Source organism: Methyloceanibacter sp. (assembly GCF_041573655.1).
In the GTDB taxonomy this organism is placed as follows: domain Bacteria; phylum Pseudomonadota; class Alphaproteobacteria; order Rhizobiales; family Methyloligellaceae; genus Methyloceanibacter.
Genome location: NZ_JBFFQD010000020.1, coordinates 11974 through 24801 on the forward strand (window position 1 = coordinate 11974; position 12828 = coordinate 24801).

The 12828-nt window shown below is 63.4% G+C and carries 9 protein-coding genes; 5 read left to right on the forward strand and 4 right to left on the reverse strand.

Annotated elements, in window-relative coordinates; genetic code table 11:
* The first annotated feature begins 65 nt into the window (after positions 1 to 65).
* Positions 66 to 983, forward strand: coding sequence for a lysophospholipid acyltransferase family protein (locus ABY454_RS06715; protein ID WP_372929409.1), 918 nt, complete (start codon positions 66 to 68; stop codon positions 981 to 983).
* An 81-nt stretch (positions 984 to 1064) separates the two neighbouring features.
* Entirely contained in the window at positions 1065 to 1397 is a 333-nt protein-coding gene (hspQ, locus tag ABY454_RS06720; protein WP_372929410.1) for a heat shock protein HspQ, read from the forward strand.
* Positions 1398 to 1498: 101 nt separating this feature from the next.
* Here the strand turns inward: hspQ and ABY454_RS06725 are convergent, their stop codons facing one another.
* Positions 1499 to 2236, reverse strand: coding sequence for an invasion associated locus B family protein (locus tag ABY454_RS06725; RefSeq protein ID WP_372929411.1), 738 nt, complete (start codon positions 2234 to 2236; stop codon positions 1499 to 1501).
* Between the two features lie 263 nt (positions 2237 to 2499).
* Here ABY454_RS06725 and ABY454_RS06730 point away from each other — a divergent pair, with 263 nt between their 5' ends.
* Together ABY454_RS06730 and ABY454_RS06735 are read left to right on the forward strand one after the other, a co-directional pair.
* Positions 2500 to 4356: an extracellular solute-binding protein gene (locus ABY454_RS06730; RefSeq protein WP_372929412.1), complete on the forward strand. Its 1857-nt coding sequence runs from the start codon at positions 2500 to 2502 to the stop codon at positions 4354 to 4356.
* Positions 4289 to 5953 carry an AMP-binding protein gene (locus ABY454_RS06735; protein WP_372929413.1) on the forward strand — a complete coding sequence of 555 codons (1665 nt, stop codon included), beginning with the start codon at positions 4289 to 4291 and terminating at the stop codon, positions 5951 to 5953. The genes ABY454_RS06730 and ABY454_RS06735 overlap by 68 nt, the downstream gene beginning before the upstream one ends.
* Positions 5954 to 5965: 12 nt before the next feature.
* Here the strand turns inward: ABY454_RS06735 and mfd are convergent, their stop codons facing one another.
* The gene (mfd, locus tag ABY454_RS06740) at positions 5966 to 9460 is read right to left on the reverse strand and encodes a transcription-repair coupling factor (protein ID WP_372929414.1); all 3495 of its coding nucleotides are present in this window, start codon (positions 9458 to 9460) and stop codon (positions 5966 to 5968) included.
* Positions 9461 to 9486: 26 nt separating this feature from the next.
* Positions 9487 to 9690: a succinate dehydrogenase assembly factor 2 gene (locus tag ABY454_RS06745; protein WP_372929415.1), complete on the reverse strand. Its 204-nt coding sequence runs from the start codon at positions 9688 to 9690 to the stop codon at positions 9487 to 9489.
* Positions 9691 to 9850: 160 nt separating this feature from the next.
* Between ABY454_RS06745 and recG the strand changes: the two genes are divergently transcribed.
* Positions 9851 to 11968, forward strand: coding sequence for an ATP-dependent DNA helicase RecG (gene recG / locus ABY454_RS06750; RefSeq protein ID WP_372929416.1), 2118 nt, complete (start codon positions 9851 to 9853; stop codon positions 11966 to 11968).
* Between the two features lie 18 nt (positions 11969 to 11986).
* Here the strand turns inward: recG and ABY454_RS06755 are convergent, their stop codons facing one another.
* Positions 11987 to 12769, reverse strand: coding sequence for a DUF502 domain-containing protein (locus ABY454_RS06755; RefSeq protein ID WP_372929417.1), 783 nt, complete (start codon positions 12767 to 12769; stop codon positions 11987 to 11989).
* Between the last annotated feature and the right edge of the window lie 59 nt (positions 12770 to 12828).

A 12828-nucleotide genomic window follows, 5' to 3' on the forward strand; every position in this document is an offset into this window, starting at 1 on the left:
TTTGGCCATGAGGATGGTCTCTCAACGCTCAAGGCCACCCACAAGATCACGCGAAGGACGCCTCCTTGGCCAACGCTTACAATCTGCCTTTCATGCTCGATCTGCGCTACCGGCTCGAATATGCGGGTTTGCGCTTTCTGATCGGCATGGTGCGCCTGTGCCCGCTCGATATCGCGTGCAACATCTCCGCCTTCTTCTGGCGCTTTCTCGGCAAGCGCAACCGGCGGCACGCCCGGGCGCTGGCCAATCTGGAGCGGGCTTTCCCGGAGAAGTCGCCGGAGGAACGCGAGCGCATCGCGCTGGCCGCCTGGGACAATCTCGGCCGCGTCATGGTCGAGACCATGAACATCGACAGGATCATCAAAGACCCGGGGCGCCTGCACGTGACGAACGGTCACTGGGTCCAGCGCTACAAAAACAAGATGGGCCCGGCGCTGATCGTCACCATGCATATGGGTAACTGGGAGCTCGGCATGTGGCCCGTGACCATGGCCGGGGTGAGGCCCGCTGGTGTCTACCGTCAGGTGAAGAACCCGTATGTCGACCGTTATCTACGCGGGCAGCGCGAGAACCTCTATCCTGGCGGCTTGTTCGGCCGCGGACGCACCGCCGGTGAGGACGAGACACAGAAGACCGCGCGTCTGATCATGGACTATGTGCGCCAAGGCGGCCGGCTCGGCTTTATATCGGACCTCTACGACGCCAACGGCATACCCGTGCCCTTCTTTGGACATCCCGCCAAGAGCATGCCCATCGCCGCGATGATCGCGCGGCGGGTTGGCGCGCGCATTTGGATTGGCCGATGCGTACGTATTGGCAACCGGTCCGTGTTCGATGTCAACGTGAACGAACTCCACATTCCGCGCACGAGCAACCAAGCGGAAGACATCCGATCCATCACGGCGGCGATCCAGCGCTATTTCGAGGCGTGGATACGCGAGACGCCCGAACAGTTCATGTGGTCCAACCGCCGTTGGTCCTAAAATCTAGCGTTATCTGCGTTGACAGCCTCTCGGGGCCGCGATCTTATCTTCACAAAGTCTCGGGGACAGGTGTCGTTCGTCATGTCTACAGTCCGCAATGCCAGATATCAGATCGGGCAAGTTGTGCGCCATCGGCTCTACCCGTTTCGTGGGGTGATCTTCGACGTCGATCCGACATTTTCAAACACTGAAGAGTGGTACGCCTCCATTCCTGAGGACGTTCGGCCGACCAAGGACCAGCCGTTCTATCACCTGCTCGCCGAGAACGCCGACACGGAGTACATCGCGTATGTGTCGGAGCAAAATCTCCTGCCCGATGCCTCCGACGAACCTTTGCGCCATCCACAAGTGCCGGAGCTGTTCGAGGATTTGAGAGACGGCGTGTACCGGTTCCGCTTCTTGCAGGAACACTAAGGCGCCGCTGCCGAACGGTTCGCGCCCCTGCCGCAAAAAGAAAGGCCGCCCCGGAAATCCGGCGCGGCCTTTGTCTTGATCTTTCGCGATTGGCCTTATGCCTAGCGCGTCGGCGGTGCCTTTTGCTGTGCCGTCGCGTTGGCCGGCGCTGGCGCCTGCCCCGGCGCACCGGGTGCTTGGCCTTGCTTGGCCTTGGCGGCGAGCTCTGCCTGCCGCTTGCGGAACATCTCCATCAGCTTGCGGCGCTGCTCCTCGTACTTCTGATTGTCGACTGGAGGCCCGTCATAAGCCTTGCTGAAACCGGTCAGCGGTACGGGGAAGCCCATCGTCTTCTGCTGAATGTTCATGGCAGCCACGACCATCTGCTTGCCGGCGCGCATCTTCTTGTAGAGTTCGTCCGTCAGCTCCATCTGCACCTGGCAGCTGGTCGGGAAGCAGATCGAGTACTGCAGCTGGATTGGCTGCTCTTCGTCGATCCGGAGCTGCACGCCAGCGGGCATGACCAGCGCATAGGCCGTCGGCACCCGGATGAGGAGCTGCTGCTTGTCGTCGCCTTCGGCTTTGCGTACCGCAGCGGCGATCAAGACCATGCCGGTGTTCGGCTCAAGCCCTTCATGGTTGATCAGGCAGATCTGCTTGCTGGCGGTCTGCTCGTTCTTCATGCAAAGCTTGACCCATGCGTCCTGGCCCACTTGTGCCGTCGGCGGCAACGCTGGAGTGGCCGGCGCCTTCTTCGGTGCCGCCGAAGACTTGGGTTGGGCTTGCTGGGCCAAGGCCATGGGCACGACAACGGCCAGGGCAAGCGCGCAAGCGCCCACGCCTAACGTCCAGCGTCCCACGCCGCGGCAAAGGCTATTCCATCGTTCCTTGGACCCGATCATCTATCGACCTTTCCTCATTCTTGGCGAGCTGGGCTGGTCTTACCAGACGCCCCGTGCCCGCTCCCTCATACTTAAGGGTCAATACCCGAAATGCGGCGTAGACGTGGCTGACAGCCTTGCTTGCGGGACTTTCAGGCGCCGCGATCGGCGTCCCAACCTTTTTCCTTGGATGGAAGCCCGCTGTGGCGTCGTTTGTCCCGCCAGGGATGTTACCTTTTCCCATGCTTCGATTTGAGGGCATCTATAGCCATGCCGGGTCCGCGTTGAAAGCCCCAATTTTTGTTCTCATCCTAGGATTGGCGCTGCACCCGGGCCACGGACGGGCAGAACCGGTGCCTGGACTCGCCATGCATGGAGAGCCGGCGGAAGTATCTGATTTTACGCATTTTTCTTATGCCAATCCGGACGCTCCCAAAGGGGGAACCGCCCGGTTCGCCAAACAGGGGACATTCGACAGTCTCAATCCCTTCATCGTGAAGGGCGGTGTGGCCGACGGAATGCGCGAATATGTCTACGAAAGCCTTATGGCACGGGCCTATGACGAGCCGTTCACCCTGTACGGGCTGATCGCAGAAGCGGTGGAGACGCCCCCCGACCGGACCTGGGTCGAGTTCACGCTGAACCCGAAGGCCAGGTTCTCCGACGGGACGCCAATCACGGTGGACGACGTCATTTTCAGCCACGCGGTGTTGCGGGATCGCGGGCGGCCCAACCACCGCTCCTACTACAAGAAGGTCAAGGCGGTGGAGAAGACCGGCGACCATAAGGTCCGCTTCACCTTCGACGGCTCGGGCGACCGGGAAATGCCGCTGATCATGGGGCTGATGCCCGTGCTCCCGCGTCATCTGCTCACGCCCGAGACCTTCGAAAAGACGACGCTGGAGCCGCCCGTGGGCAGCGGACCCTACATCGTGGCCGAGGTCGATCCGGGCAAGAGCATCACCTATAAGCGCGACCCGGACTATTGGGGCCGGGACCTGCCGGTCAATCGCGGGCTCTACAATTTCGACGAGGTCCGCATCGACTACTTCCGGGACGCGGGCTCCATGTTCGAAGCCTTCAAGTCCGGCTTGGTCGAGCTTCGCAACGAACGCGACCCCACCCGCTGGGCGCTCGGCTATCGTTTTCCTGCGCTAAGCGTGGGGCGCGTGGTTCAGGAAGCGCTGCCGATCGAAACACCCGCCGGCATGTCGGCACTCGTTTTCAACACGCGCCGGCCTCTCTTCAAAGACCCGCGCGTGCGCCAGGCGCTCATCCTGCTGTTCGACCATGAGTGGGTGAACCGGAACCTCTATCACGGCCTGTACGCGCCGGTGGAGAGCTATTTCGCGCGCTCGGAACTGTCCTCCCATGACCGCCCGGCCGACGAGACAGAGCGGGCCCTGCTCGCGCCCTACCCCGACGCCGTGCAGCCTAAGATCATGGACGGGACCTACGCTGTCCCCATGACCGACGGCACGGGACAAAACCGCGACGGCCGCGTGGCAGCTTTGAAGCTGCTCGAAGAAGCCGGCTGGGTCGTCAAGGACGGCACGCTCGTCAATGCGGAAACCGGCGAACCTTTCACCTTCGAGATCCTTTCCCGATCGCGCGGACAGGAACGTCTGTTGCTGACTTATGCGCGCGCCTTAAAGCGGGTCGGCATCGAGGCGCATATCCGCCCCGTCGACTCCGCTCAGTATCAGCGCCGCAAGCAGACCTTCGACTTCGACATGATCCCGAATTATTGGGGCGCCTCGCTCTCGCCGGGCAACGAGCAGTCATTCCGATTCGGCAGCAAGGCCGCCAAGACGGAAGGCTCGTTCAATTTCGCGGGCATCGAGAACGAAGCCGTGGACGCCATGATCAGGGCAATGCTTGCCGCGGAAACCCGCGAAGACTTTGTTTCGGCGGTGCGGGCTCTCGACCGTGTGCTGCTTTCCGGTGACTATGTGGTGCCGTTGTTCTATCTACCCAAGCAGTGGGTCGCTTATTGGCGCTCACTAAAGCGGCCCGAGAAGACGCCGCTCTATGGCTATCAGATTGGAGCATGGTGGCATGATCCAGCGGGCACTGACGGAGAACCTGCCAAGCCATGAGCCGGAACGCATGAGCACCGCCCCAGCCCACGACGTCGAGACGTTCGACGATAGCGGTCCCATCACGGCCGATGGGTTATTGCGGCGGCGCGCGCGCCAAAAGTCCGATGCACTCGCGCTCATCGATCCGCCGAACCGACAAATGCTGGCACAGTCGAAGGTGCGCCCGCTGGCTTATGCGGACGCCGACGAGGCGGTCGATGCCTTGGCACGCGTCTTTATCGGGTTGGGCTTGGATTCAGGCGACCGCATCGTTCTGCAACTGCCCAATTTTGTCGAAGCGCCGCTTGCGATCCTTGGCGCATGGCGTGCCGGGCTCACCGTGGCCATCGTGCCCATGTTGTGGCGACCGATGGAGCTGGCGCGCGTTTGTGATGCGATCGAGCCCAAGGCGCTTGTCGGCATCTCGCGTTTTGCAGATGACAAGCCCGCCGAGACGCTGCGCGATGTCGCCGCCACGCGGCTTTCGGTGCGCTTCGTGCTCGGGTTCGGTGACAACCTCCCCGACGGCGTCATATCCCTCGACGACGCCATGGCAGCGGAGCGGGGCAAGGTTGCGCCGCCGCGCGCGACGCGCGGGCCGTCGATGATCACTTTCAGCGCGCGCACGGACGCATCGCTCGTGCCGCTGTTCCGCTACGAAGACGAAATTCTCGCCCAAGGCGCCATGGCGGTGCTGTCCTTGTCGCTCGACCGGAGTGACACCATCCTCAACGCTTATCCGTTCACTGGCCCCATTGGCTTAGGGCTCGGGCTCGCGCCTTGGCTGATCGGCGGCGCGACGCTGGTGCAGCATCACCCCTTCGATTACGGAACGTTCGTGCAGCAGGTGGTGACGTCGGGCGCGACAGTGACGGCGGTTCCGGGCGCGATCCTGGATGAGCTGGCCAAGGACGGCCTGTTCGAAGAGACACGATGCCGCTTACGGCGCGTGGGCCGCGTGTGGTCGGTGCCGGAACTTGCCGACGGCGCCACACCCGCCTCCCCGGCCACCGACCGGCCGGTCTTCGATGTCTACCCGCTCGGCGATCTCGCCAGCCTGCTGCTGGCGACGGAGGGAGACGAATCCCGCGCGTCGCTGCCCTACGGACCGATCCAACTCGGCGAGGACGGCGGCGGCACCATGTTCCTCGAAACGAAGCTTGCCGGCAATACGAGCGATCTCCTGATCCGCGGGCCAGTTGTACCCGAAGGCGGCGCGAACGGTCCTGCCACGCGCGATGCGGATAATTTCGTTGCCTCGGGCTTACGGGGCACCGTGGACGACGGTCGCGTACGGATCGTGCGCGATCCCGCGCTTATCTATCACGGCGGCTTCACCATCGCGGCGGCAGAACTCGACGGGCTTTATCAGGCCTTTCCCGGTTTTCTCGATGCGGCGTGTTTCACCCTGCCCGACCCGGTCGTCGGCGACCGGCTGTTCGGCGCGGTGGCGCCCTCGCCCAATGTGCCGGTGTCGCTCGAAGCGCTGCACCGCTTCCTCATCGAGCGCGGCGTGTCCCCCTACAAATTCCCCGACAAGCTTCTGGTGGTGCGAGACATCCCGCGCGATGCGGACGGCAACATTCTGCGCGAGGAGATCTTGCGGCAGGTGTAGTACGGCGCGCGCCTAAGCCGCTTCCTTGACGGCGCCGGCGATCTTGGCGAGCGCTTTTAAGAGATCCCGCGCGCCGTTCAACCGGTCCTCGGCGTCCGGCCAGTTGGCGTAGAAGATCAGCTTGTGGTCGGGCTGCATCTTCACTTGCTTGGCGTGCTCGCCGATAAATTTGATCAGCCCTTCCGGATTGGCAAACGCATTGTTGCGGAAGGCGATGACGGCGCCCTTCGGCCCCGCATCGATCTGCTCGATGCCCGCTTGGCGGCAGAGCCCCTTGATCTCCAGTACGTCGAGCAGATGCCGCACCTCCTCCGGCAACGGACCGAAGCGGTCGATCAACTCCGCGGCAAACCCTTCGATCGCTTCCGCCGTCTCCACGCCCGACAAGCGGCGATAAAGTCCAAGCCGCACTTGCAGGTCGAGCACGTAGTCTTCCGGAATCAGCACCGCGGTGCCCAGATTGATCCGCGGGCTCCACTGATCCTCGATCACACCCTCGCCACCCTTCAAGGCTGCCACCGCCTCTTCCAGCATGGACTGATAGAGCTCGAAGCCCACTTCGCGGATATGGCCGGACTGTTCCTCGCCGAGAAGATTGCCCGCACCGCGAATGTCGAGGTCGTGGCTCGCCAGGATGAAGCCGGCGCCCAGCGTGTCGAGCGACTGAAGCACTTTGAGACGCTTCTGCGCGGCGGGCGTGATGCGCGCATCGGCGGGAATGGTGAAATAGGCGTAGGCGCGGATCTTCGAGCGCCCCACCCGCCCGCGCAACTGATAGAGCTGCGCCAGGCCGAAACGGTCCGCGCGGTAGACGATCAGCGTATTGGCCGACGGAATGTCGAGACCGCTTTCGACAATGGAGGTCGACAGCAGCACATCGTATTGCCGGTCGTAGAACGCGTTCATCACTTGATCGAGTTCGCTGCTCGGCATCTGCCCATGCGCGCGGGCGACCTTCAGCTCCGGCACGTGCTCTTGGAGAAATGCAGCCGCATCGTCCAGGTCGGAGATGCGCGGCACCACAAAGAACGTCTGACCGCCGCGGAAGCGCTCGCGCAGCAGCGCCTCGCGCAAGGTCATGGGATCGAACGGCGTGACATAGGTACGCACGGCAAGACGATCGACCGGCGGCGTGGAGATCAGCGACATCTCGCGCACGCCGGACAGCGCCAATTGCAGCGTGCGCGGGATCGGCGTCGCCGTCAGCGTCAGCACATGCACGTCCTCGCGGAGCTGCTTCAGCCGCTCTTTGTGCTTCACGCCGAAATGCTGTTCCTCGTCCACGATGAGCAAGCCGAGATCGGCAAACCCGATCGACTTGCCCAGCAGCGCGTGGGTGCCGATGACAATGTCGATATCGCCGTCCTTCAGTCCCGTCTTGACGTCGGAAAGTTCCTTTTGGCTCACGAGGCGCGAGGCTTGCGCGATCCGTACCGGAAAACCCCGAAAGCGCTCAGTGAAAGTATGAAAATGCTGACGCGCGAGCAGCGTCGTCGGCACCACGACGGCAACCTGCTTGCCGGCAAGCACGGCGATGAGGCTTGCGCGCAACGCCACTTCCGTCTTGCCGAAGCCGACATCGCCGCAAATGAGCCGGTCCATGGGACGGCCGCTGGCAAGATCCTCAAGCACCGCATCGATACTGGTGACTTGGTCTTCGGTCTCCTCATAAGGAAAGCGCGCGGAGAACTCGTCATAGGTTCCGTCCGGCGGGCTGAGCACGGGCGCTTTGCGCAGCTCGCGCATGGCAGCCACCTTGATCAGCTTCTCCGCCATGTCGCGGATGCGCTGCTTGAGCTTGGCTTTGCGCGACTGCCAGGCCACGCCGCCGAGCTTGTCCAAGACGACACCCGCTTCGTCGGAGCCGTAACGCGTTAAGAGCTCGATATTCTCGACCGGCAAATAGAGCTTGTCGCCGCCGTGATAATGCAGCTCCAAACAATCATGCGGCTCGCCCGCAGCCTCGATGGTCGACAGCCCGACGAAACGGCCAATGCCGTGATCGGCATGGACGACCAGATCGCCCACGGTAAGGCTCGAGGCTTCGGTGAGCGCATCGCTCGCCTTCTTGACCTTCGATTTGCGCACCAAGCGATCGCCGAGAATGTCCTGCTCGCCAATGACAGCGATACCGGGTGCCTCGAAGCCGGCCTCGAGCGGCAGGACGGCAACGGCGGTCGCTTGCGCCGGCGCGGCAACGGCCTCAGCAAAAGTCTCAACGCGAACGGTGTCCTCGAGGCCATGTTGGGTGAGCAGCGTGGCGAGACGCTCGCGCGCGCCGACGCTCCAGCAGGAGACAATGACGATCCGCTTGCCAGCAATGAGCGTCTTGGCATGGGCCACCACCGCATCGAAGACGTTGCTGCCTTCGGTTTGGCGCTCGGGCGCGAAGGACCGTCCCTTACGGCCCCCAAAGGAGACGATGTTGGTGTCGCTCTCCTGTGGCCGCTCGAACGTATCGAAGGCGATGACATGGGGCGCGGCGTGCAGAAGCCCCTGCCACGCGTCCTCGGTGAGGAACATGCTGTCCGCCGGCACCGGATGATAGGGCGGCGCGCCAAAGGCCTTGCGTTCCAGTGCAGCGGCGCGGGCATCGTAATGGTCTTCGATCTGTTCGAAGCGGCTCGCCCGCGCATCGTCGGAAAGCGGGTCGAGCGTCACCACGGCGCCGGGCAGATAATCGAACACGGTGACTAGAGAATCGTGAAACAGAGGCAGCCAATGCTCCATGCCTTGATGTTGGTGGCCGGCCGAGATCGCTTCATAGAGCGGGTCGTCACCTTTTACGGTGCCGAACAGTTCCACATAGCGTTGGCGGAAGTGCCGCCGCTCGTCGGGCGTCAGCGCTACCTCGCTCATCGGCAAGAAGTGGACCGCCTCCAGCCGCGACTCGGTGCGCTGGGTTTCCGGATCGAACGCACGGAGTGACTCCAGCGTATCGCCGAAGAAATCCAGACGGACCGGCTGTCCGCCTGGCGGATAGAGATCGAGGATACCGCCACGCACCGCGTATTGACCGGGATCGGTGACGGTGCCCGAGCGCACATAGCCTGATGATTCCAGACGCTCGATCAGCGCCTGCATGCTCATGACTTGGCCGGCTTGCAGCTTCAGGTTTGCGCCTTCGATGAAGCTCCTCGGCGGCACGCGCTGAACCACGGCATTGACCGACGTGAGCAACACTAACGGGCTCGTGTCGTCTTGCGCCCGGTCGGTGAGCGCGGCGAGCGTTTCGATCCGCTCCGCGATGATCTCCGCATTCGGCGCGACGCGGTCGTACGGGACGGTGTCCCAGGCCGGCAAACTGAATACCGTCACGTCTGGCGCGAAGAAGCGAAGCCCCTCTTCCAAGGTTGCCAGCCTGTTGCCGTCGCGCGCTACGTGCAGAATCGGTGCGCCTGCATGCCGGGCGAGTTCGCCCAGAAGAAGCGCGTCGAAGCCGTCGGGGACGCCGCCCGCGATGGCGCGCTGGTCCTTCAGCAGACGGTCCACAGGCAGTGAAGACATAGACTTTAGACTCATGACAGCGCCGGTTAGCTGGCTTCTGGAAAGCCGTGGAGGCGGCGGATATGCACCACCATTGCGTCGAGGTCGCGCGCTCCAAGCGTGTCTCCCTCGTAGACGGCCAGCGCAATTTGCGGGTCCGGCAGGTCGATCAGGCGTTCCAGCACGGCAATATCGTCGGCATTCATGCTGTCGATGGCTTGCTCGGCGAAGCGCCCAAGCAGATAGTCCATCTCCTTAGAACCTCGATGAGTCGCCCGCCACAGCGCCCGTCGCCGGCGCATTCCAAGATCACTCGACATGATCCAAGCTTCCAATCTTAAGTCGTGGGTTAGAGCGAGCGGCCCTTGCGATGTCAAGGGTGCGGCCCTTTTGCTGGGTTAGACTGCGATCATGCGCCCCGCCCGGCTCGCTCCTCTCTTCGCCACCGTACGCGCCCTGAAGGGCGTCGGCCCCCGAATCGAGGGCCTGCTCAACAAGCTCGTGGGGTCCCGAGCCGAGACTTCGCACGCCCACGTCATCGATCTGATTTGGCATTTGCCGGTCGGCCTGATCGACCGCGCCCGGACGCCGTCCATCGCCGAGGCCCGGGTCGGGGAGTTGGCCACGCTCGAGGTCAAGGTTGTCGAGCACCGGCCAGGGGGCGGACGGCGGGGGCGGCGCGCGCCCTACCGGATCTTAGTCGAGGACGACACGAGCGCGCTCGAGCTCGTCTATTTCAGGGCCGATGCCAAATATTTGGAGCGCCTCCTGCCGATCGGCGAGACCCGGATCATCTCCGGCAAGCTCGAGTCTTATGACGGCCTCCTGCAGATGAGCCATCCGGATCATGTGGCTGCCGTGGACAACGCGGCCTCCCTGCCCCTCATCGAGCCGGTCTATCCGCTGACGGCAGGCATCTCCAACACGACCATGCGCAAGGCCGTCACTGCCGCGCTGACCCAACTTCCCGAGCTCCCCGAATGGATCGACGCCGAAGTTCTGGCAAAGCAGGACTGGCCGGATTTTGCTGATGCGATTGCCGCGCTCCATGCGCCGCAAAGCGAAGCGGACTTTTCGCCGTCCGTGCCGGCTCGCGCGCGCCTCGCCTATGACGAGCTTCTCGCCAACCAGCTGGCCCTCGCCATCATCCGCCAACGTTTGAAGAAGCGCGCAGGGCGAAGCCTTCAAGCCAAAGGGCGTTTGCGGCAGGCCATCGTCGATGCACTGCCCTACACGCTGACGGGCGCGCAATCCCGGGCCCTCGCGGACATCGACGCCGATATGGAAGACGGGAACCGCATGCTGCGTCTCCTGCAGGGCGATGTGGGCAGCGGCAAGACCATCGTCGCGCTGCTCGCCATGGCCAACGCTGTGGAAGCCGGCACACAGTCTGCGTTGATGGCACCGACCGAGCTTCTGGCGCGCCAGCATCTCGCCACCATCTCCGCCATGGCCGAGGCGGCGGGCTTGCGCGTTGCGATTCTGACGGGGCGCGAACGCGGCGCGGCGCGCACCGCGATCCTCGATGCGCTTCAGTCCGGCGAGATCGACATTCTCATCGGCACCCATGCGCTGTTCCAAGAAGCGATTCAGTTTCGCGATCTCGGACTTGTTATCATCGACGAACAGCATCGCTTCGGCGTGCATCAGCGGCTCGCGCTGCAAGGCAAGGGTACGGGCGCCGGCGCGGAGCTTCTGGTGATGACCGCAACGCCCATCCCCCGCACGCTGCTACTGACGAGCTATGGCGACATGGACGTATCGCAGCTCAACGAGAAGCCGCCGGGCCGCAAACCCATCGCCACACGCACCGTGCCGCTGGAGCGTCTCGATGAGGTGACCGATGGGGCCGAGCGCGCGATTTCGGACGGCGCACAAGTCTACTGGGTCTGTCCACTGGTCGAGGAATCCGACGTACTCGACGTCGCCGCGGCGGAAGAGCGCTATGCAAGCTTGCGCGCCCGCTTCGGGGACACGGTCGGGCTCGTCCACGGCAGACTAACCGGCAAAGAAAAAGACGCGGTGATGGCGCGATTTGCCTCCGGCGATCTTTCCATTCTCGTGTCGACCACTGTCATCGAAGTGGGCGTGGATGTGCCGAACGCGACGATCATGATCATCGAACATGCCGAGCGCTTCGGCTTGGCGCAGCTTCACCAATTGCGCGGGCGCGTGGGGCGCGGGGCGGCGGAGTCCTCTTGTGTGCTTCTCTACAAGCAGCCCCTTGGCGAGGTTGCGCGCGAGCGGTTGGGCGTGATGCGCGACACCGAAGACGGGTTCGTCATCGCCGAGGAGGATTTGCGCCTACGTGGCGGCGGCGAGGTTCTCGGCACACGGCAGAGTGGCCTGCCCGCGTTCCGCATCGCCACCCTGCCCGAGCATCATGAATTGTTGGCGGCCGCGCGGGATGCGGCGCGGCTGACACTCTCCCGCAACCCGTCTCTCGAAGGCGAAGACGGCGCGCGGCTGAGGCTTCTGCTCTATCTGTTCGAGCGAGACGACGCCGTGAGGCTGATGCGTGCAGGCTAGCGTCGCGGCGCTTTGCGTCTAAACGACGGGCTCTTCGTCAGGGACCGGCTTCTTGTGCTTGGCCGCGTCGGCGAGCTCTTTGAGCTTGGCTTGGGGCGGCGCCACGAGGCCGGCCGAAATCACCAGCTTGGCCGCGTCGTCAATGGCCATGTCGAGGAGGATGACGTCCTTCGCCGGCATGAACAGCACAAAGCCCGTGGTCGGGTTCGGTGCGTTCGGCATGAACACGGTCATGAGTTCGCCGTTGTCGAGCTTGCCTTTCACCTCGGCCGGCGGATCGCCGGAGACGAAGACGATTGCGTACAGCCCGCGGCGGGGAAACTCGATGAGTCCCACGCGCTTGAACCCTGTGCCCGCTTTGGAGAACACGGTGGTGAAGATCTGCTTCAAGAGCCGATAGACGCCGCGCACCACCGGCATGCGATCGAGCATCATCTCGCCGTAGCTCACGATGGTACGCCCGAACAGGTTCGCGGCGAGTGCGCCGACAAACATCAGCGCAAAGATGCCGACGATCAGACCGACGCCCGGCACGTTGAACGGCAGAAAATTGTCCGGCAGGTATTGCTCGGGAATAAGCGGCTTCACCCAGCCGTCGACCAGGTTGATGAACCACCACACCACATAGATGGTGATGGCCACGGGGCCGACGATGATGAGACCCGTGAGGAAGTAACCCCGCAGCCGCGCCAGGAAGTGCGACGAGGTCGGCTCGAGCGCGCCAAACTGGCTGAGGTCGTCCTCGGGACGCTCCTCGGTCTCGGGGGTTTCGTCCGTGTTATTATCTTTCTCGGTCGTCATTCGCTCTCAACTGTCTCAGGGAAACAAAGATGTGACGGCAAGGCCGTTCTCTTATGCGG